The 19,084-nt window shown below is 63.8% G+C and carries 20 protein-coding genes and 1 pseudogene; 4 read left to right on the forward strand and 17 right to left on the reverse strand.

Going from position 1 to position 19,084, the window contains the following annotated elements:
- The 14 genes and pseudogenes from ccmI to napE form a co-directional block, all read right to left on the reverse strand.
- A partial coding sequence (gene ccmI / locus SJH88_RS09070; RefSeq protein WP_274754269.1) for a c-type cytochrome biogenesis protein CcmI occupies nt 1–685 on the reverse strand: 685 nt, incomplete at its 3' end.
- The gene (locus SJH88_RS09075; protein WP_274754270.1) at nt 682–1,149 is read right to left on the reverse strand and encodes a cytochrome c-type biogenesis protein; all 468 of its coding nucleotides are present in this window, start codon (nt 1,147–1,149) and stop codon (nt 682–684) included. The genes ccmI and SJH88_RS09075, both read right to left, overlap by 4 nt.
- A complete protein-coding gene (locus SJH88_RS09080; protein ID WP_274754271.1) occupies nt 1,146–1,667 on the reverse strand; it encodes a DsbE family thiol:disulfide interchange protein in 522 nt (173 codons plus the stop codon). Before SJH88_RS09080 ends, SJH88_RS09075 begins: the two co-directional genes overlap by 4 nt.
- A complete protein-coding gene (locus SJH88_RS09085) occupies nt 1,667–3,661 on the reverse strand; it encodes a heme lyase CcmF/NrfE family subunit (RefSeq protein WP_274754272.1) in 1,995 nt (664 codons plus the stop codon). The genes SJH88_RS09080 and SJH88_RS09085 overlap by 1 nt, the downstream gene beginning before the upstream one ends.
- Nucleotides 3,658–4,101 (reverse strand): cytochrome c maturation protein CcmE, encoded by a 444-nt coding sequence (gene ccmE, locus SJH88_RS09090; RefSeq protein WP_274754273.1) that lies wholly within the window; start codon nt 4,099–4,101, stop codon nt 3,658–3,660. Before ccmE ends, SJH88_RS09085 begins: the two co-directional genes overlap by 4 nt.
- Nucleotides 4,098–4,262 carry a heme exporter protein CcmD gene (ccmD, locus tag SJH88_RS09095; RefSeq protein WP_274754274.1) on the reverse strand — a complete coding sequence of 55 codons (165 nt, stop codon included), beginning with the start codon at nt 4,260–4,262 and terminating at the stop codon, nt 4,098–4,100. The genes ccmE and ccmD overlap by 4 nt, the downstream gene beginning before the upstream one ends.
- Nucleotides 4,240–5,003 (reverse strand): annotated as a pseudogene (gene ccmC / locus SJH88_RS09100) (heme ABC transporter permease CcmC). Before ccmC ends, ccmD begins: the two are co-directional and overlap by 23 nt.
- A 1-nt stretch (nt 5,004) precedes the next feature.
- Nucleotides 5,005–5,661 carry a heme exporter protein CcmB gene (ccmB, locus tag SJH88_RS09105; protein WP_274754275.1) on the reverse strand — a complete coding sequence of 219 codons (657 nt, stop codon included), beginning with the start codon at nt 5,659–5,661 and terminating at the stop codon, nt 5,005–5,007.
- Nucleotides 5,655–6,335 carry a heme ABC exporter ATP-binding protein CcmA gene (ccmA, locus tag SJH88_RS09110; protein WP_274754276.1) on the reverse strand — a complete coding sequence of 227 codons (681 nt, stop codon included), beginning with the start codon at nt 6,333–6,335 and terminating at the stop codon, nt 5,655–5,657. The genes ccmB and ccmA overlap by 7 nt, the downstream gene beginning before the upstream one ends.
- A gap of 4 nt (nt 6,336–6,339) precedes the next feature.
- On the reverse strand, nt 6,340–6,978 hold the full coding sequence (locus SJH88_RS09115) for a cytochrome c3 family protein (protein WP_274754295.1): 639 nt from the start codon (nt 6,976–6,978) through the stop codon (nt 6,340–6,342).
- 14 nt (nt 6,979–6,992) lie between these two features.
- Entirely contained in the window at nt 6,993–7,487 is a 495-nt protein-coding gene (locus SJH88_RS09120) for a nitrate reductase cytochrome c-type subunit (protein WP_219164095.1), read from the reverse strand.
- A 21-nt stretch (nt 7,488–7,508) separates the two neighbouring features.
- Complete coding sequence (gene napA, locus SJH88_RS09125; RefSeq protein WP_274754277.1) at nt 7,509–10,004, reverse strand: periplasmic nitrate reductase subunit alpha; 2,496 nt, start codon at nt 10,002–10,004, stop codon at nt 7,509–7,511.
- Nucleotides 9,997–10,272: a chaperone NapD gene (locus SJH88_RS09130; RefSeq protein WP_042414728.1), complete on the reverse strand. Its 276-nt coding sequence runs from the start codon at nt 10,270–10,272 to the stop codon at nt 9,997–9,999. Before SJH88_RS09130 ends, napA begins: the two co-directional genes overlap by 8 nt.
- A 13-nt stretch (nt 10,273–10,285) precedes the next feature.
- Nucleotides 10,286–10,444 (reverse strand): periplasmic nitrate reductase, NapE protein, encoded by a 159-nt coding sequence (gene napE, locus SJH88_RS09135; RefSeq protein WP_042414731.1) that lies wholly within the window; start codon nt 10,442–10,444, stop codon nt 10,286–10,288.
- A gap of 348 nt (nt 10,445–10,792) precedes the next feature.
- Here napE and SJH88_RS09140 point away from each other — a divergent pair, with 348 nt between their 5' ends.
- From SJH88_RS09140 to groL, 4 genes are all read left to right on the forward strand, one after another.
- Complete coding sequence (locus SJH88_RS09140; RefSeq protein ID WP_274754278.1) at nt 10,793–12,028, forward strand: NnrS family protein; 1,236 nt, start codon at nt 10,793–10,795, stop codon at nt 12,026–12,028.
- A 1-nt stretch (nt 12,029) separates the two neighbouring features.
- Entirely contained in the window at nt 12,030–12,479 is a 450-nt protein-coding gene (locus tag SJH88_RS09145; RefSeq protein WP_042414737.1) for an RrF2 family transcriptional regulator, read from the forward strand.
- 308 nt (nt 12,480–12,787) lie between these two features.
- Nucleotides 12,788–13,078 carry a co-chaperone GroES gene (groES, locus tag SJH88_RS09150; protein WP_274754279.1) on the forward strand — a complete coding sequence of 97 codons (291 nt, stop codon included), beginning with the start codon at nt 12,788–12,790 and terminating at the stop codon, nt 13,076–13,078.
- Nucleotides 13,079–13,180: 102 nt separating this feature from the next.
- Complete coding sequence (groL, locus tag SJH88_RS09155; protein ID WP_042414742.1) at nt 13,181–14,824, forward strand: chaperonin GroEL; 1,644 nt, start codon at nt 13,181–13,183, stop codon at nt 14,822–14,824.
- Between the two features lie 267 nt (nt 14,825–15,091).
- Here the strand turns inward: groL and pgi are convergent, their stop codons facing one another.
- The 3 genes from pgi to tal form a co-directional block, all read right to left on the reverse strand.
- A complete protein-coding gene (gene pgi / locus SJH88_RS09160) occupies nt 15,092–16,699 on the reverse strand; it encodes a glucose-6-phosphate isomerase (protein ID WP_420921732.1) in 1,608 nt (535 codons plus the stop codon).
- 16 nt (nt 16,700–16,715) lie between these two features.
- On the reverse strand, nt 16,716–17,834 hold the full coding sequence (locus SJH88_RS09165) for a beta-ketoacyl-ACP synthase III (RefSeq protein ID WP_045266050.1): 1,119 nt from the start codon (nt 17,832–17,834) through the stop codon (nt 16,716–16,718).
- Between the two features lie 178 nt (nt 17,835–18,012).
- Nucleotides 18,013–18,960: a transaldolase gene (tal, locus tag SJH88_RS09170; protein ID WP_274754281.1), complete on the reverse strand. Its 948-nt coding sequence runs from the start codon at nt 18,958–18,960 to the stop codon at nt 18,013–18,015.
- Between the last annotated feature and the right edge of the window lie 124 nt (nt 18,961–19,084).

Genomic DNA, 19,084 nt, shown 5'->3' on the forward strand with positions numbered 1-19,084 from the left:
TGATCGCGGCACCCGCCGCACCGTCCAGCCGCCCCTGCTGCGCGGAAGCCTGGGCGTCCGCCAGGTCCGCCCACAGCCGCGCCTGCTCCGTGGCCTCCAGCCCCTGGGCTTGCGCCGTCTGCAGCGCGCCCTGGTAGGCCTGGGCGGCATCGGCATAGCGCTCCAGGGTTTCGTAGGAGCGCGCCAGCATCACCCACCCCGGCAGGTTGTCGGGCTGCGCCTGCAAACGCTGCGCCAGACCGGCCACCATGGCCTCGACCTGCGCTTGGCCCGCGCTGTGGCCCATGGCATCCGCCTGGGCCAGGCGGGCTGCGGCCTGCGGATCGCCCACCTGCACATACAGCCCCCATGCCGCCACGGGCAGCAGCACGGCCAGCACCAGGGCGCTGGCGCGTGGCAGCCATGGCCGTTGCCGCCAGGCCCGGGGCTGCGCGCGCTGCGCCAGCTCCTGCAGCAGGCGGCGCTGCAACTCGTCCTCGGCCTGGGCCAGATCGGCCGCATCGAGGTTGCCAGCGCGGTGCTCCCGCGCCAGCTCCTGCAGCTGGGCCTGGTACAGCGCCCGCAGGGCGTCATCGCTGCCGGTCACCGGCTGGGCCGCATCCCGCAGCAGGCTGGGCAGCAGCACTGCCAGGCACAGCAGCACCAGGGCCAGCGCCCCCAGCCACAATCCCACCATATCGCTCATGGACGGTCCTCCGATGTCGGTGTGTCCTGGCGGTTCTCCAGCCACGCCTGGGCCCGCGCCCGCTCCTGCGGGCTCAATCCCGGGCGGGCCACGCTCTGGTGGCGCCGGCGCAGCGCGCGCCACAGCAGCAGCAAGCCGCCCAGCAACACGACAAATGGGGCGCACCACAGCACCCAGGTCGAAGGCTTCCACGGCGGTGCATAGCGCACAAAACTGCCATACCGCTGCTCAAAGAAGGCCACCACCTCGGCATCGCTGCGGCCTTGCGCCAGCTGCACCGCAATTTCTTTGCGCATGTCCTTGGCAATCGGTGCCTGGGATTCGGCCACGGTCTGGTTCTGGCAGACCACGCAGCGCAGCCGGGCGGCCAGGGCCGCCTCGCGCGCCTCCAGTTCCAAGTCTTGCGCAGCGAAGACACCGGGGCTCAACAGGGCAGCGCACAGCGCCAGGGACCAGGGTTTCATTGCACGGCCCTCACCACAGGCATCAGTTTGTCGTTCCACACCTCGGGCGTCACCGGCCCCAGGTGGCGGTAGCGGACCCGGCCCTGGGCATCGATCACAAAGGTTTCCGGCACGGCATGGATGCCAAAGTCCATGCCGACCCGGCCATCCGCATCCACTACAGAAGCCACATACGGGTTGCCGGCCACGCGCAGCAGGGCCTGGGCCTTGGCGGGCTGGTCCTTGTAGTTCAGGCCATAGAGGGCCACACCGTCCTTGCGCGACATCTCCACCAGGATCGGCAGCTCCTGGCGGCAGGGTGCGCACCAGGAGGCCCAGACGTTCAGCAGCCAGACCTGGCCCTGCAGCGCCTGGGGCGTCAGCCGGGCGCCTTCCGGCCCCTGCAGCACCGGCAGGTCGAACACCGGCACCGGCTGTTGCAAAAGGGCCGATTCCAGCGCCCGCGGATCACGTTGCAAGCCCAGGCCCAGCATGACTGCCAGCCCCAGGAAAACCGCCAAAGGAATGACAAAACGCATCACGCCACCTTGTGCGCCACGGCGCTGCGCGCTGCACGGGGCACGCGCTGGCGCCCGGTGCGAAAACGCTTGTCCAGCAGGCTCAAGCCCGCCCCCAGTGCCATCATGAAAGTCCCCATCCAGATCCACTCCATCCAGGGTTTGACCTGCAGGCGCACGGTCCAGGCCTGCCCGGTCTCATCCAGCGGTTCGCCCAGTGCGATGAACACATCGCGCGTCCAGCGGCTGTCGATGGCCGCCTGGCTCAGCCCCATGGTCTGCACCCGGTAGGCACGTTTTTCGGGGTACATGTCCCAGCTCTGGTACCCATCGCTGACGCGAAAGTGGGCGCGCTGGGCATCGTAGTTGGGCCCCTCCACCGAAGACAGCCCCACCAGGGTAAAGCGGTAATGGCCTGCCTCCACGCTCTGGCCCTGAGCCACATGGGTTTCGCGCTTGGTCTCCAGCCCGTTGGCCAGGCTCACGGCCATCACGAACACACCCACACCGGCATGCGCCATCACCGTGCCCCACCAGCCCCATGGCTGACGGGCCACGCGCTGCCAGCCTCCACCCTGCCGCACCGCAGGCAGCAGGCGCTGGACGGCATGCGCCAGCGTGCTCAGCAAGCACCACAGGCCCAAGGCCACCCCCAGCAACGTCACGGGTGTGATGGACCCGACCTGGGCCAGGCCCAGCACGGCCACGCCCACCACGGTCAGCACCAGGGCCACGCGCAGCCGCTGCCACAGCTCGCGGCCCGAACCCTGCTTCCAGCGGGCCACCGTGCCGCAACCCATCAAGGCCAGCGCCGGCAGGACCAGCGGCAGAAAGACCGCTTCAAAATACGGTGGGCCGACCGAGATCTTTTCATTGCGCAGCACATCCAGTGCCAGGGGGTACAGCGTGCCGATCAACACGGCCAAGGCCGCGGCACAGAACAGCACGTTGTTCACCAGCAGCAGGGTTTCGCGCGACAGCAAGGCGAACTGCCCGCCCCCGGTGCCCAGCTCTGGCGCCCGCCAGGCGTACAGCCACAGCGACACGCCCACCACCGCCACGATGAAGCACAGGATGAACAGGCCGCGCCCTGGATCGACCGCAAACGCGTGGACCGAGGTCAGCACCCCGGAACGCACCAGGAACGTACCCAGCAGGCACAGCGAAAACGCGCAGATCGCCAGCAATGCTGACCAGCTGCGGAATGCGCCGCGCTGGTCTGTGACGATCAGCGAGTGCAGCAAGGCCGTGCCCACCAGCCAGGGCATGAAGGAGGCGTTTTCCACCGGGTCCCAGAACCACCAGCCCCCCCAGCCCAGCACGTAATACGCCCAGGCGCTGCCCAGCAGGATGCCCAGTGTCAGAAAGCCCCAGGCGGCCAGCGTCCAGGACCGCGACCACCGCGCCCAGGCAGCGCCCAGCTCGCCCGAAATCAGGGCCGCCAGCGCAAACGCGAAGGGCACCACAAAACCCACATAGCCCATGTACAGCAGTGGAGGGTGAAAGACCATGCCCGGGTCCTGCAGCAAGGGATTCAGGTCCTTGCCCTCCAGCGCGGCCGGCACCAGGCGCAAGAACGGGTTGGACAGGAACAGCACGAACAGCAGAAACCCGACGCTGACCCAGCCCAGCACCGCCAGCACACGCGCCACGAAATCGGCCGGCAATGCGCGGCTGCGCCAGGCGACCGCCACGCTCCAGCAGGCCAGCAGCACCTGCCACAGCAGCATGGAGCCCTCATGCCCGCCCCAGAAGGCCGTCAGCTTGTAGATCATGGGCAAATCGCTGTGCGAGTTGGCCGCGACGTACAGCACGGAATAGTCCTGCGTGCCAAAGCACCAGAACAGCACACCCGCCGCCAGCAGCGACAGCAGGCACTGCAGGGCGGCGGCGGGCCGCGCCAGGCGCACCCAGGCGGCGATCCCCCACTGGGCACCCAGCAACGGCAGCGTGGCCTGCACCAGCGCCACGATCAGCGCCAGCACCAGCGCAAACACCCCCAGCTCCGCCATCATGGCTGCCCCCTTGATGTCCGTGCGGCATCTTCCAGTGCCTTGGCCGCTTCCGGGGGCATGTAGTTCTCATCGTGCTTGGCCAGTACCTCGGAGGCCTCGAACACAGCGTTCGCCTGCAGCTTGCCGGATGCGACCACCCCCTTGCCTTCGCGAAACAGGTCGGGTAACAGGCCCTGGTAGCGCACCGGCACGCGCTGCACCTCGTCGGTCACCATGAACTGCACCTGCAGGCCATCGGCGGAGCGCTGCAGCGAGCCAACCTCCACCAGACCACCGATGCGAAAGGCCGCCCCCTGCGGCGCTTCGCCCGCGTGGATCTGGCTGGGGCTGTAGAAAAACATGACATTCGCATCCAGTGCGCGCAGCACCAGGGTGACGGCCAGCCCCACCAGGGCCACACCGGCCAGCACCCACAGCAGGCGCTTTCGACGGGGTTTCATGCAGCATCTCCCTCAGGGTCGCGCAGTGCGGGGCCCTGCCGCAGCCGACGCCAGCGCCACAGCAACGCCAGGATTTCAAGCAGCAGGAGCGCTGCGCTGACACCATAGGCCAGCGCGATGTAAAACCATGGGTCGCCATCACAGTTGCTCCTCTGCGGCACGTTCTCGAATCAGGCAGCGCGTGCGCAGCAAGCACACGGCCAGCGTATAGGCCCAGCACGCCAGGGTCATCAGCAGCATGCCCGCCAGCATGGTGTGGGTCATGCTGGGGGCCGCATCCATGCGGATCGTGGCCCCCTGTGCAGGGTGCTCCACCACTGCACCGAGAAATAGATGATGGGCACATTCACCACGCCCGCCAGCAGCACGATGGCACCGGCCGCGTCGGCGCGCTCGGGGTCTTCGATGGCCGAGGCCACCCCCAGGTAACCCAGGTACAGAAACAGCAGGATCAGCTCCGAGGTCAGCCGCGCGTCCCACACCCACCATGCGCCCCAGGTGGGCTTGCCCCAGGCCGCACCGGTCCACAGCGCGATCACGGTGAACAGGGCCCCGGTGGGTGCCAAGGCGCGCGCCAGCAGTGGTGACAGGCGGGTGCGGTAGACCAGGCCCAGCCCCGCGTGCACCGCCGCCACCACATAAATGAACATCGACATCCAGGCCGCAGGCACATGCAAAAAGATGATGCGATAGACCTCGCCCTGCTGGTGGTCGGTGGGGGCTACGAAAAAACCCACCCACAGCCCGGCCACAGTCAACGCCAGCGCCAGCACGGCCAGCCACGGCCACAAGCGTTGTGCCCAGTGGTCAAACACCGGCGGGGAGGCCAGTTGGCGCCAGCGAAAGCCTGCGGCCAGAGCACGCGGCGACCGAGGAGAAGAAGCAACAGGGGAAGGGTTCATATCATTCCAGCGCCAGCCTCAGCGCCGCCGCAATCGCCCAGGGGCCGGCCAGCAGCGCCAAGCACAAACAGGCACCGAGCAAATTCAACGCGGGGGCCGCAGGCAGCCCCAGCAAGGACTGGGTCACGGCATGGCTGCCAAAGATCAGGATCGGCACGCTCAGCGGCAGCACGACCAGCACCAGCAGCAAAGCACCGCGCAAGCCCAAGGTCAGCGCAGCCCCCAGGGCCGCCAGCACACACAGGCTGGGCGTGCCCAAGGCCAGTGACAGCAGCAGCACCCCCATCACCTCCTCGCCCAAGCCATATTGCCAGCCCAGCAGCGGCGTGGCCAGCAGCAGCGGCAGCGTGCCCACCAGCCATTGCGCCCCCACCTTCACCCCCACCAGGAGCGGCAAAGGTGCAGGGGCCAACAACCACTGCTCCAGCGAACCATCTGCATGGTCCCCCTCGAACAGCCGGTGCTGGCCCAACAAGACCGCCAGCAAGGCCGCCACCCAAACAACGCCAGGCGCGATCTGCCGGAGCAAGACGCTGTCCGGCCCCAAAGCCAGCGGAAACAGGCTGCCCACCATCAGGAAAAACGCCAGACCACTCAGGGCATCGGCCGGCCGGCGGACGGCCAGACGCAGCTCGCGCACCACCACCGCCCTCAGCATGGCGCCTCCTGCTGCGCCGGAGCCGCAGAGGGGGCACTCAAGTCCAACACCGGGGCCGGCACGCCAGGCACCAGCAGACCGCGATGGCTGACCACCATCGCCAGCCCACCCGCCTGGGCGTGTGCCGACAGCAGTTGCACCAGCAATGCGCTGCCCTGTGCATCCAGCGCATTGTCTGGCTCGTCGAGCAACCACAGCGGGCGTTCACTGAGCAGGACCCGGGCAATCGCCACCCTCCGTCGCTGCCCCTGGGACAAGCGACCAAAAGGACGCGAAGCCACGTCCAGGACATCCAGTGTGCGCAGCACCTGGGCCGCACGTTCACCGGACCAGGGCACGGCCTGCATCTGGAGTGCGAAACGCAGATTCTCGATCCCACTGAGGGCATCGCTCATGCCGCACTGGTGCCCCAGGTACGACAGCTGCCGCTGGAACGCGGGGCTGGATGCGATGACACGCTGACCGCACCATGCTAGAGCCCCGGCACGCCAGGGCATCAGTCCGGCCAGACTGCGCAGCAAGGTGCTCTTGCCAGCGCCATTGCTGCCCTTGAGCTGCAGCACCTGGCCGGCCTGCAGGCTGAAATCGATCTGACGCAACAGCACACGGCCATTGCGGAGGCAGCCAAAGCCAGCAACGTCCAGGCTCCGTGGCGCATGCTCCGCAGACACCATGCGATCAGGGCTTGGCCATGGCGACAGGGGCTGGTACCAGCTGACCCGGGCTGTCACTGGGGCCCACGCCCGGAGGAATGTGTGGCAGCTGGTGGGCAATCCCCTTGTGGCAATCGATGCAGGTTTTTTCCTTGTTCGCCAGGTAGGTGGAATGCATGTTCTGCGCCCGCTGGCTCTGGCGTGTGAAGTCCATGGAGTCGTAGTTGTGGCAGTTTCTGCATTCCAGGGAATCGTTGGCTTTCAGGCGTGCCCATTCGTGCTGCGCCAGCTCCAGGCGCTTGGCATCAAATTTTTCCGGCGTATCCACCGTGCCAAAGATCTTGCCCCACACCTCCTTGGACGCCTGCATCTTGCGCGCCATCTTGTCGGTCCAGTTGTGCGGCACGTGGCAGTCCGAGCAGATCGCGCGCACCCCAGAACGGTTGGTGTAGTGGATGGTGCTCTTCAGCTCGGCAAAGACGTTGTCGCGCATTTCATGGCAACCCGTACAGAACTTCTCGGTGTTCGTGACTTCCATCGCGGTATTGAAAGCCCCCCAGAACAGGATGCCCGCAATGAATCCGCCAATCGTCAGAAACCCAAGGCTGAAGTGGACGCTGGGGCGCCGTATCACGGCCCAGTAGCGCTTGAGTAATTGCAGCATGCTTGTGCCCCAGTTCATGGTTTCTTGGATGCGTTCGCAGGATTTTGCAATGCTTTCAGGAGCAGGCTATCCACATCCTGGAATGTATTTCTTACGAAAGGCGTCGCATTGTCCTGCCCCACATGGCACTGCACGCAAAAGTAGCGCCGGGTCGATATCTGCGCCAGGGTATTGCCATCGCGGTCCTGGTAGTGGGTGATGGAGACCGGGATCGCCTGAGAGACTTCCGCCTTGGTGCGGGAGTGGCAATCCATGCACTTATTGAAGTTCTTGTCGACCTGGTAGCCATCGATGCGGTGCGGAATCACGGGCGGCTGCTGCGCGTAGTTGCGCGTGCGGCGCACATCATCGTTGATGGGGTTGCCCAGCACCGGTGGCTTGGTGGTTTCCAGCAAGGGTGCCGTACCGCGGGCCTTGTCGTACAAGGGCTCGGCGGAGGCCGTGCCGGTCGCGGTGACCACACCGATACACAGCATCAGTGCCATGCCCAGTTTCTGTATGCGTTTCATGGGGTGCTCCTCTGCTTGTCCTCAGACCTTGGTCAGCCTCACGGCACACTTCTTGAAGTCGGTTTGCAACGAGATCGGATCGGTCGCGTCCAGCGTCACCTTGTTGATCAGTTGGCTGGCGTCAAACCATGGCACATAGACCAGGCCACGCGGCGGCTTGTTGCGGCCGCGGGTCTCCACGCGTGAACGGATGGCGCCACGGCGCGAGGCGACTTCAACCTCGCTGCCCCGGCGCAAACCCAGCGCCTTGGCATCGTCAGGGTGCATGTAACACAGCGCATTCGGCACGGCACGGTGCAGCTCGGGCACGCGGCGGGTCATGGACCCGGAGTGCCAGTGCTCCAGCACGCGACCGGTGGACAGCCAGAACGGGTATTCCTGATCGGGGGCCTCGGCGGGTGGCTCATAGGGCAGACCGAAAATGACCGCCTTGCCATCCTTGTGGCCATAGAACTCGAAACCGGTGCCCGCCTTCACATACGGATCGGTCCCCTCGCGGTAGCGCCACTTGGTCTCCTGCCCGTTGACCACCGGCCAGCGCAAGCCCCGCACCTGGTGGTAGACATCGAACGGCGCCAGATCGTGACCATGGCCCCGCCCGAACGCGGCGTACTCCTCGAACAGCCCCTTCTGGGGGTAGAAGCCAAACAGCTCGGCTTCGTGGTTGTGGTACCCCGCCTCGATATCGGTCACGGGGAACTTGTCCACCTGGCCATTCCGATACAGGACATCGAACATGGTCTTGCCGCGGTACTGCGGGGCCTTCGCCAGGAGTTCCTCCGGCCACACCTCCTCAATCTTGAAGCGCTTGGCAAACTCCATCAGCTGCCACAAGTCCGAACGAGCTTCACCCGGCGCCTTGACCAGTTGGTGCCAGAAGTGCGTGCGGCGCTCGGCGTTGCCGTAGGCACCTTCCTTTTCCACCCACATGGCGGTCGGCAGGATCAGGTCCGCCGAGGTCGCGGTGACGGTGGGGTAGGCATCCGACACCACAATGAAGTTGTCCGGATTGCGATAACCCGGATAGCCTTCCTGCACCAGGTTGGCGGCGGCTTGCATGTTGTTGGTCACCATGACCCAGTAGGCATTGAGCTTGCCGTCCTTGAGCATGCGGTGCTGCAGCACGGCGTGATAGCCGGGTTTTTCGGGGATGGTGCCTTCGGGCAGCTTCCAGATCTTTTCCGCGGTCTTGCGGTGCTCAGGATTGGTGACCACCATGTCCGCAGGCAGGCGGTGCGAGAACGTCCCCACTTCGCGTGCCGTGCCACAGGCCGAAGGCTGGCCCGTCAGCGAGAAGGGGCTGTTGCCCGGGGTCGCGATCTTGCCGGTGAGCAGGTGGATGTTGTAGACAAGGTTGTTGGCCCAGACGCCGCGCGTATGCTGGTTGAAGCCCATGGTCCAGAACGACACCACCTTGCGCTTGGGGTCCGCGTACAGCTCGGCCAGCTCCTTGAGCCGGTTGGCTGGAACGCCCGTCAGCTTGGTGGTGTATTCCAGGGTGTAGGTGGAGACAAACTTGGCGTACTCCTCATACGTCATGGGCTTGGCACCCCCTGGGTCTGCCGCATTCTTGGCGGCTTTCTGCAAGGGGTGCTCGGGGCGCAAGCCATAACCGATGTCAGGGTTGCCCAACTTGAAGTTGCAGTGCTTGGCCACGAACTCCTGGTTCACACGCCCTGTGGTGATGATGTGGTTGGCAATGTAGTTCAGGATCGCCAGGTCGGTCTGCGGCTTGAAGGTCAGCTCAATGTCTGCCAGTTCGTACGAGCGATGTTCAAAGGTGGACAACACGGCCACCTTGACATTCGGTGCACTCAACCGGCGATCCGTCACACGCGTCCAGAGCACAGGGTGCATTTCCGCCATGTTCGAACCCCAGAGCACAAAGGTGTCCGTGGCTTCGATGTCGTCGTAGCAGCCCATGGGCTCGTCCATGCCGAAGGTACGCATGAAGCCCGCTACCGCCGAGGCCATGCAGTGGCGCGCATTCGGATCGATGTTGTTGGAGCGGAAGCCGGCCTTGAACAGCTTGGACGCGGCATAGCCTTCCCAGACCGTCCACTGCCCCGAGCCGAACATGCCCACGCCGGACGGCCCCTTTTCCTTGAGCGCCTTCTTGAATTGCTGGGCCATCACGTCGAACGCGGTGTCCCATGACACGTGCTGGAATTCCCCATCCTTGGCGTATTTGCCATTCTTCATGCGCAGCAACGGCCGTGTCAGACGGTCCTCGCCATACATGATCTTCGACAGGAAGTAGCCCTTGACGCAATTGAGGCCCCGATTCACTTCGGCCTGGGGATCGCCTTGGGTCGCCACCACCCGGTTGTCCTTGACGGCCACCATCACGCCGCAGCCGGTGCCACAGAAGCGGCAAGGCGCCTTAGACCATTTCATGGGCGCGCTACCACCCGCTTGCGCGCCCTCCTGGGAGATGGCGTGGATGGGAATGCCTGCCACAGCGCCCGCGGCGGCGGCGGCAGTTTGACGAACGAAATCGCGACGGGTGCTAGTCATGGGAGACTCCCTCGTTAAGTAATTGCCGGGGTTCTGCGTGCTGGTACACCAGAGAGACGTTCAGTACGCCATCGATCAACCGAATGTGTGCCACCTGATCCAGGATGAAGTCGGCGCTGGGACCCTCCAGGGTGACCACCAGCTTGCCGTCTGGATGGGTGCCATGCACTTGAACAGGTCCCATCGTGGTCAGCGCCTGCCCGACGGGATCCAGCGCCTGCGGCAGGACATGGACCACCAGGCTGGCAATGTGTAGCTCATCGGCCATTGAATGCGGGGCTTCAGGCATGCGGAGGACCCGCAAACATCTGGAAGATCCAGACCAGGAAGCCGTAGCCAGCAATGATCAAACCGGCCAACACCGGCGCCATCACCACCGTCAGGAAAGCGAAGCTGCGCAATTCTTCTTTGCGCGTCGTGGGATTCTTTTTCTCAAGCATGTGCCACCTTTCTGGATGACTGTGCAGGCTACGGAGGCTTGGCAAGACTTTCCATCCGCCCCAACCCGCACAGCCATGAACACTTGCACCGATTTTAAAGACATTGATCAAACATTCAATTGATGCGCATCAAATCGATATTCAAACCTGGCCTTCGCCCATTTAAAAACACGGCAACCATCCGCTCCATTCGAAAATCTCTATCGATAACCGCAATATCCACAGCAACTCATACATCAATCAAACAATTAAAAATGATTTAAATCAAATAAAAATAATTATTTCAAACAGAAATATTCAGAAACATCTACCCTGGATGCAGGTTTTGTATTTATTGAAAAAACTGCAATGACTAGCCTTCTGAAAATCCAGGAACCGTCCACGCCAGAACCGCCGCAGCGACCGTCCCTGGTGGCCTTTCTGGAACTGGGGTTTCGGCCGCTGTACCTGTGTGGCGCCCTCTGGGCCATGGTGGCGGTATCGCTCTGGGTGTTTGCCCCCTCGCTGCTGCAGGGCGTGATGGCCGGGGTCTTCTGGCACGCCCATGAAATGTTCTGGGGATTCATTGCTGCCATCACGGTGGGTTTTCTGCTGACCGCCACCAGCAACTGGACGGGCATGAATCCCTTGCAAGGCCCTGCACTGGGAACACTGGTGCTGCTCTGGGCCACCGCACGCCTGGGCTTTCTTTGGCCCGGTGCCATCGCCTTTGCGGTGGCAAGCACTGCCGACCTGCTGTTCATCGCCATGGCAGCACTGGCGATAGGCCGCTGCCTGCTCGCACGCCAAAGCCGGCACAACTACCTCCTGGTTCTGCTGCTGCTCGGCATGGGCAGCGCCAACGCGGCGTACCTCTACGCCTGCTGGCACCAGCTCGACTACAGCGTGGTGATGCACTATTTCTTCACGGGCATGCTGTGCATGGCCGCCATTGCCTTGCTGATTGCCAGGCGGGTGATTCCATTTTTTGCCACGCGGGCACTCCCGCAACTCACCGTGTCGCGGCACACGCGCAGCGGTCAATGGCAGGCGGGATTGGCCGCTTGCGGCATCCTGGTGTGGCAATTCGGTCCTGGTCCATGGGCCGCCCCGCTTTTCGCCGCGGCCGGGCTGCTCACCCTTTGGCACGTGATGGCCTGGAAGCCCTGGGCCGTGCTGCGCACGCCATTGCTCTGGATCCTGTACCTGGGCTATGCCGGGCTGGGACTGGGCCTGTGGGCCGCAGCCGCCTACGCCCTGGGCTGGACGGCACGCATGTCCTGGCCGGTCCACCTGCTCGGCATGGCCGGATTTGGCGCCCTCATCGTCGGCATGATCACGCGCACGGCCCTGGGTCACACCGGGCGAGCATTGGTCGCCGACCGCAGCATGGTGTGCAGCTATGGACTGGTGTTCTGCGCCGTTGTCTTGCGCCTGGTGACCCTGGGCGCCAGCACCCACGCCGTGCCCTGGCTGCATGCCAGCGCCGCATGCTGGGTCTTGGCATTTGCCGTTTACTTATGGCGCTTCCTTCCGATGCTGGTGCGCCCACGTGCTGACCAGCGCCCCGGAAAACCCGTCCCCCTCCAACGCCGGCCTCACTAAGATGCGCCTGACCACACTCACCGACTATGCGCTGCGGGTCCTGATCTACACCGGCGCCCACAGCGAGCGCCTGTGCACCATCAGCGAAATTGCCAAAGCCTTCGATATCTCGCAGGCCCACTTGATGAAAGTGTCCCAATTGCTGGCGCAACAAGGGTGGATCACCACCGTGCGCGGGAAAAACGGCGGGTTGCACCTGAGCAAATCCCCCCAGGAAATCCCGCTGGGGGCGGTGGTGCGCAGCATTGAACCCGACTTCAACCTCGTCGAATGCCTGGGGCCCAACAACCACTGCCGGCTGACCGGCGGCTGTGCGCTGACCTGCATCCTGAATGGGGCACTGAAGGCGTTTTGGCAGCACCTGGATTGCTACACGCTGGCCGATGTGATCGCCCGCCCCGGCTTGCCGGTCCTGGCGCAGTGGACCCAGCCCATCGCCATCAGCCGTTGACGCGCAGCGCTCAGAGACATCGGCCCGAGTCAAGGGATGTTCAGCGCAAAATTCTCAAGCCGTTGTTTTGTAAAGAATTTTATTGACAGCCAACCTCGCCATCGGGTCCGGCGCCACTCTACACAGAGATTGCATAGCGCCAGCGTGGAACACCCTCCCCTTGAAATCCAAAATTTTTCCCTTATTATTAGCACTCGATGGGGTTGAGTGCTAACAGCACCGTTCCACAGCTTTTTCAAGCCACTGTGTCCATTTGCGACAGCGTGGCGGACCTCTTCAACCTTGTTGATTGATACCTAGGAGATGTTATGAACCTGCGTCCTCTGCACGACCGCGTGATCGTCAAGCGCCTGGAAAACGAAACCAAGACCGCTTCGGGCATCTTTATCCCTGACAACGCCGCCGAAAAGCCTGACCAAGGCGAAGTGCTGGCCGTCGGCCCCGGCAAGCGCAATGACAAGGGCGAGCACATCGCTCTGAACGTGAAGGTGGGCGACCGCGTGCTGTTCGGCAAGTACTCCGGCCAGACCGTGAAGGTTGACGGCAACGAGCTGCTGGTGATGAAAGAAGACGACCTGTTTGCGGTCGTTGAAAAGTAAATCGCAGCGCGATCCTCTTCAGAACTTTGAAATTTCATAGCTGTTAGCGCTTGATGCACAAGGGCTAGCAGCCAATTTGAACCAGATTTGTAGGAGCCAAAAATGGCAGCTAAAGACGTAGTATTTGGTGGCGAAGCACGTGCTCGCATGGTGGAAGGCGTGAACATCCTGGCCAACGCGGTCAAGGTGACACTGGGCCCCAAGGGCCGCAACGTGGTGCTGGAGCGCTCCTTCGGCGCCCCCACCGTGACCAAGGACGGTGTGTCCGTGGCCAAGGAAGTGGAACTGAAGGACAAGCTGCAGAACATGGGCGCCCAGCTCGTGAAGGAAGTGGCTTCCAAGACCAACGACATCGCCGGTGACGGCACCACCACCGCCACCGTGCTGGCCCAAGCCATCGTGCGCGAAGGCTCCAAGTACGTGGCCGCCGGTCTGAACCCCATGGACCTGAAGCGCGGTATCGACAAGGCTGTCGCCGCCCTGGTGGAAGAGCTGAAGAAGCAATCCAAGGCCACCACCACCTCCAAGGAAATCGCCCAAGTCGGCACCATTTCCGCCAACTCTGACTCCGACGTGGGCGAAATCATTGCCCAGGCCATGGACAAGGTCGGCAAGGAAGGCGTGATCACCGTGGAAGAAGGCAAGAGCCTGGCCAACGAACTGGATGTCGTGGAAGGCATGCAATTCGACCGCGGCTACCTGTCGCCCTACTTCATCAACAACCCCGAAAAGCAAGCCGCGATTCTGGACAACCCCTTCGTGCTGCTGTTCGACAAGAAGATCAGCAACATCCGTGACCTGCTGCCCACGCTGGAGCAAGTCGCCAAGGCCGGCCGTCCCCTGCTGATCATTGCCGAAGACGTCGAAGGCGAAGCCCTGGCGACCCTGGTGGTGAACACCATCCGTGGCGTGCTGAAGGTTGTGGCCGTGAAGGCCCCTGGCTTCGGCGACCGCCGCAAGGCCATGCTGGAAGACATCGCCATCCTGACCGGCGGCAAGGTCATCGCTGAAGAAGTGGGCCTGACCCTGGACAAGGTGACCCTGGAAGACCTGGGCCAGGCTGCCCGCGTGGAAATCGGCAAGGAAAACACCACCATCATCGACGGTGCTGGCCAGGCTGACGAAATCGAAGCCCGCGTGAAGCAAATCCGCATCCAGATCGAAGAAGCCACGTCCGACTACGACCGCGAAAAGCTGCAAGAACGCGTGGCCAAGCTGGCCGGCGGTGTGGCCGTGATCAAGGTGGGCGCTGCCACCGAAGTCGAAATGAAGGAAAAGAAGGCCCGCGTGGAAGACGCGCTGCACGCTACCCGCGCTGCTGTGGAAGAAGGCATCGTGGCCGGTGGTGGCGTGGCCCTGCTGCGCGCCAAGCAAGCCGTGGGCGCCCTGGCCACCGGTAACGTGGAGCAAGACGCCGGTATCAAGCTGGTGCTGGCTGCCGTCGAAGCGCCTCTGCGTGAAATCGTGGCCAACGCCGGTGGCGAGCCTTCGGTGGTGGTGAACGAAGTGTTGAAGGGCCAAGGCAACTTCGGCTTCAACGCTGCCAACGACACCTACGGCGACATGCTGGAAATGGGCATCCTGGACCCCACCAAGGTGACCCGCACTGCCCTGCAGAACGCCGCGTCCGTGGCTTCCCTGCTGCTGACCACCGAGTGCATGATTGCCGAAGCCCCCAAGGCTGAAGGCGCACCCGCCATGCCCGACATGGGCGGCATGGGTGGCATGGGCGGCATGGGCATGTAATTGCCCGGCAGCCGACCCCAGCCTCATACCGCTGGGGTTGCATACAAAAAAGGCCGCTTGCGCGGCCTTTTTTATGCCTTGAAATTTTGAGCCAAATGACCTTCTAGCGATTATTCAGCAAGCGCTGGGCGCTCTGCTTTTAGCACGCCAGCACAGCCCGATCACCCACAGCAAGGCTGGCAACACAAGGCGTGGCACCGCAGGCCGTCCACGAGGGCCGCCCAGGCGCAACAACGTCGCACCGAGGCCGGTGTGTGCTGCGCTTCATTAATCGCCATGCGTGGGCGATTCAGCCAACCGCTGCATCAGCGCCAAGGTGGAGGGGTCCACCTCCGCCCAGTCGTCGCTTTGCTGGCGGGCGCGCAGCTCCTGCGCCAGCTTTTTCCCCAGCTCCACCCCCCACTGGTCAAAGCTGTTGATGCCCCAGACCGCACCCGCCACAAACACACGGTGCTCGTACAGCGCAATCAAGGCCCCCAGCGATGCGGGGTCCAGCGCCTGCAGCAGCAAGAAGGTGCTGGGGCGGTTGCCCGGGCAGTCGCGCTCCGCCCCTTCGCCCTGGCGCCCCAGCATCAGGGCCTGGGCCTGGGCAATCGCGTTGATCACCAGGCTTTGGTGGTGGGCCCCCAGGTACTTGCCACCATCGCGCAAGGCGATGAACTCCACCGGGATCGTGTCCTGGCCCTGGTGCAGCATCTGGAAGAAGGCGTGCTGGCCGTTGGTGCCGGGCTCGCCCCAGACCACAGGGGCCGTGGGCACCTCCAGCACCTGGCCATCGCGCGTGATGCGCTTGCCATTGCTTTCCATCTCCAGCTGCTGCAGGTAGGCCGTCAAGCGGCGCAAGCCATGGCTGTAGGGGGCAATGCAGCGGCTGCCGAAGCCCAGGAAATCGCGGTTCCACACATCCAGCAAACCCAGGCGCATCGGCAGATTGACCGCCGGGGCAGCGCTGAAGAAATGGGCATCCATGGCGTGTGCGCCCTGCAGCAGCTGGCGGAACTGCGCCGCGCCGATGGCCATCGCAATCGGCAGTCCAATTGCCGACCACAGCGAAAAGCGCCCGCCCACCCAGTCCCAGAAGCCCAGCGTGCGGCTGATGCCGAACTCGGCCGCGGCCTGGACATTCGTCGTCAGCGCCACAAAGTGGCGGTCGATGCTGCAGGCGGCATCCGCATCGGCACTGCCGCCATGCGCCAGAAACCATGCCCGCGCGGAATGCGCGTTCAGCATGGTTTCGGCCGTGGTAAAGGATTTGGACGCGATCAGGAACAGCGTGCTCTCGGGCCGGACACGGCGCAGCACATGGCCCAGTTCATGGCCGTCGACGTTCGAGACAAAGTGGAACTGGGTGCCGGCATCGACCCAGTCCTCCAGCGCTTGCACCACCACTTCCGGGCCCAAGTGCGAGCCACCGATCCCGATGTTGACGACGTCGGTGATGCGCGCATCGGCCCGCACCTGCTCGGCCAGGTCCAGCATGGCCTCCAGGGTCTGGTGCACCTGCGCCAGGGCCTGCACCATGCCACCGCCCCACTGCTGCACCACAGGATGATCTTGCAGCAGCCCCCCATCCTGCGGCGTGCGCAGCAGCCAGTGCATGACCGCGCGCTGCTCGCTCGCATTGATGGATGTCCCCGACAGCATGGCGTCGCGCTGCTCGGTCACGCCACAGCTGTGCGCCAGATCGGCCAACAATTGCTCCGTCTGGGGCTGCCACAGATTCTTGGACAGATCGGCAAACACATACGGCGCCTGCAGGCTGAGCTGGCTCAAGCGCTCCGGATGGTGCGCAAAGGCCTGGCGCAGGTCCAGGTTGCGGCCCTCACGGTCTGCATGCTGTTGAAGTTGCGCCCATTGTGGCGTCTGATTACACATCACCGGCATAGCTGCATTAACGCTTGCGCACCACCACGCTGCCCACCGAATAGCCGGCACCAAATGAACAGATCACCCCCAGGTCGCCCGCCACCAGATCCTGGCGGTGCTGGTGGAACGCGATGATGGAGCCGGCCGACGCCGTGTTGGCAAATTCGTTCAGGATCAGGGGTGCGCGGTCTTCACTGGCTTCGCCCACCAGCTTTTTCAGCACCAGCTGGTTCATACCCAGATTGGCCTGGTGCAGCCAGAAGCGGCGCACGCCCGCAGGGTCATGGCCCAGTTGCGCCAAATGGGCCTCGATGTGCGCCGCCGCAATCGGCACCACTTCCTTGAAGACTTTGCGCCCCTCCTGCCGGAACGTCTTGTCGCGCGCCTGCGGATCGCTGTCTTCGCTGCGGTTCATGAAACCGAAATTGTTGCGGATGTTGTTGGAGAACTGGGTCGCCAGGCGCGTGCCCTGCACCTCCCAGACATCGGCCGCGGTGGCCGTGTCGGCACGCTCGATGACGATGGCCGTGCACACGTCGCCAAAGATGAAGTGACAGTCGCGGTCCTTCCACTCCAGGTGGGCCGAGGTGATCTCGGGATTGACCACCAGCACGCAGCGCGCGCTGCCGCTGCGCACGGCATTGACCGCCTGCTCAAGGGCAAAGGTGGCGGACGAGCAGGCCACGTTCATGTCGAAGCCGTAGCCTCCCGCGCCCAGGGCATGCTGGATCTCGATCGCCATCGCAGGATAGGCGCGCTGCATGTTCGACGCTGCGCACAGCACCATGTCGACATCGGCCCCGGTTTTTCCGGCCTGCTGCAAGGCCTGGCGCGCGGCATCCACCGCGATCTCGGCCATCAGCGAGAGCTGATCGTCGGCACGCTCCGCAAAGCGCGGGTGCATGCGCTGGGGGTCGAGCACACCGGATTTCTCCATCACATAGCGGCGCTGAATGCCGGAGGCCTTCTCGATGAACTCGACGCTGGAGTGCTGCAGCGGTGCACGCGCGCCGGACTCAATGTCTGCGGCGTGGCGGGCATTGTCCAGGTCCACGTAGCGATTGAAGGCCTCGACCAGCTCCGCATTGGTGATGGTGTAGGGGGGCTGAAACAAACCCGTGCCACTGATAACGGCTGAATGCATGAATGAGGTTTCCGGTGACCGGGCCTGGTGAGGCCCGGTGTGTGAATGTGATACGTTGAGCTGCCAACACAAGCCTGGATACGTCGTCGCGATGCCTGGTCGTACGGAAGTACTGCCTGCGGCTTCGCGCCCCGTCTCCACTGCCCATCTCCACTGGGCGGGGTCATGTTCGCCGCGCTCAGTGCGCGCGGATCAGTTGCTCCAGTTTGGCGGTGTCGACGGCAAAGGCACGAATGCCTTCGGCCAGCTTTTCCGTGGCCATGGCGTCTTCGTTGAGCGCATAGCGAAAGCCGGCTTCGTCGTAGTGCACGGGTTGCAGCTCGGCATACTGTGCCTGCTGGGCATCCAGCGCCCGCGCCACCGGCGCCGTGCTTTGGCTCAGCTGCTCCAGCAGCTCGGGGGCAATCGTCAGCAGGTCACAGCCCGCCAGCGCCACAATCTGGCCGGTATTGCGAAAGCTGGCGCCCATGACTTCGGTGGCAATGCCAAAGTGCTTGTAATAGTCATAGATGGCCCGCACGGAGCGCACCCCAGGGTCGTTCGCGCCGGCCATTGCCGCCTCATCCCACTGCGCTCCGGCCTGCTTCTTGTACCAGTCGTAGATGCGCCCCACGAAAGGCGAAATCAATTGCACCTTGGCCTGCCCGCAGGCAATCGCCTGGACCTTGGAAAACAGCAAGGTCAGGTTGGTGTGGATGCCGCGCAGCTCCAACTGACGCGCCGCCTCGATCCCCTCCCAAGTGGCCGCAATCTTGATCAGCACCCGGTCAATGTGCACCCCGGCCGCCTGGTACAGATCAATCAGCCGTTCCGCACGCACCACCGTGGCCGCCGTGTCGAAGGACAAGCGCGCGTCCACCTCGGTGGAGACACGGCCGGGCACCACCGACAGGATTTCACAGCCAAAACGCACCAGCAGGCGGTCAATCACCTCCGCCAGGTCGGCCTGGGGAAAGCGCTGCACGGTCTCGGCCAGCAGCGGCTGGTACGCGGGCTGCTGGACCGCCTTCAAAATCAGCGACGGATTGGTGGTGGCGTCCCGGGGGCGGAACTGCGCCAATTGTTGGAAGTTGCCGGTATCCGCCACCACGGTGGTGTACTGCTTCAGTTGTTCGAGCTGGTTCATCTTGTCTCTGCTGTTTTCCTGGTGTTCGTACGGGGGAGCGCATCGCCAAACCCCAAGTGTAGTGCCGGCCTCACAGACATCCGCCTGTCACAATGACCCAAGGCACGATGGTTTGTTGCAAGTG

The organism is Comamonas sp. GCA5 (genome assembly GCF_036541385.1).
Classification (GTDB): Bacteria; Pseudomonadota; Gammaproteobacteria; order Burkholderiales; family Burkholderiaceae_C; genus Comamonas; species Comamonas aquatica.

What these genes read in the sequence shown, in the direction of transcription:
- SJH88_RS09115 (WP_274754295.1), bottom strand. Translation starts at nt 6,978, where the DNA reads ATGCTGCAATTACTCAAGCGCTACTGGGCCGTGATACGGCGCCCCAGC.
- SJH88_RS09120 (WP_219164095.1), bottom strand. Translation starts at nt 7,487, where the DNA reads ATGAAACGCATACAGAAACTGGGCATGGCACTGATGCTGTGTATCGGT.
- napA (WP_274754277.1), bottom strand. Translation starts at nt 10,004, where the DNA reads ATGACTAGCACCCGTCGCGATTTCGTTCGTCAAACTGCCGCCGCCGCC.
- pgi (WP_420921732.1), bottom strand. Translation starts at nt 16,699, where the DNA reads ATGTGTAATCAGACGCCACAATGGGCGCAACTTCAACAGCATGCAGAC.
- ccmA (WP_274754276.1), bottom strand. Translation starts at nt 6,335, where the DNA reads ATGGTGTCTGCGGAGCATGCGCCACGGAGCCTGGACGTTGCTGGCTTT.
- napE (WP_042414731.1), bottom strand. Translation starts at nt 10,444, where the DNA reads ATGCTTGAGAAAAAGAATCCCACGACGCGCAAAGAAGAATTGCGCAGC.
- SJH88_RS09140 (WP_274754278.1), top strand. Translation starts at nt 10,793, where the DNA reads ATGACTAGCCTTCTGAAAATCCAGGAACCGTCCACGCCAGAACCGCCG.
- SJH88_RS09130 (WP_042414728.1), bottom strand. Translation starts at nt 10,272, where the DNA reads ATGGCCGATGAGCTACACATTGCCAGCCTGGTGGTCCATGTCCTGCCG.
- ccmB (WP_274754275.1), bottom strand. Translation starts at nt 5,661, where the DNA reads ATGCTGAGGGCGGTGGTGGTGCGCGAGCTGCGTCTGGCCGTCCGCCGG.
- SJH88_RS09165 (WP_045266050.1), bottom strand. Translation starts at nt 17,834, where the DNA reads ATGCATTCAGCCGTTATCAGTGGCACGGGTTTGTTTCAGCCCCCCTAC.
- SJH88_RS09145 (WP_042414737.1), top strand. Translation starts at nt 12,030, where the DNA reads ATGCGCCTGACCACACTCACCGACTATGCGCTGCGGGTCCTGATCTAC.
- tal (WP_274754281.1), bottom strand. Translation starts at nt 18,960, where the DNA reads ATGAACCAGCTCGAACAACTGAAGCAGTACACCACCGTGGTGGCGGAT.
- SJH88_RS09085 (WP_274754272.1), bottom strand. Translation starts at nt 3,661, where the DNA reads ATGATGGCGGAGCTGGGGGTGTTTGCGCTGGTGCTGGCGCTGATCGTG.
- groES (WP_274754279.1), top strand. Translation starts at nt 12,788, where the DNA reads ATGAACCTGCGTCCTCTGCACGACCGCGTGATCGTCAAGCGCCTGGAA.
- ccmE (WP_274754273.1), bottom strand. Translation starts at nt 4,101, where the DNA reads ATGAAACCCCGTCGAAAGCGCCTGCTGTGGGTGCTGGCCGGTGTGGCC.
- SJH88_RS09080 (WP_274754271.1), bottom strand. Translation starts at nt 1,667, where the DNA reads ATGCGTTTTGTCATTCCTTTGGCGGTTTTCCTGGGGCTGGCAGTCATG.
- groL (WP_042414742.1), top strand. Translation starts at nt 13,181, where the DNA reads ATGGCAGCTAAAGACGTAGTATTTGGTGGCGAAGCACGTGCTCGCATG.
- SJH88_RS09075 (WP_274754270.1), bottom strand. Translation starts at nt 1,149, where the DNA reads ATGAAACCCTGGTCCCTGGCGCTGTGCGCTGCCCTGTTGAGCCCCGGT.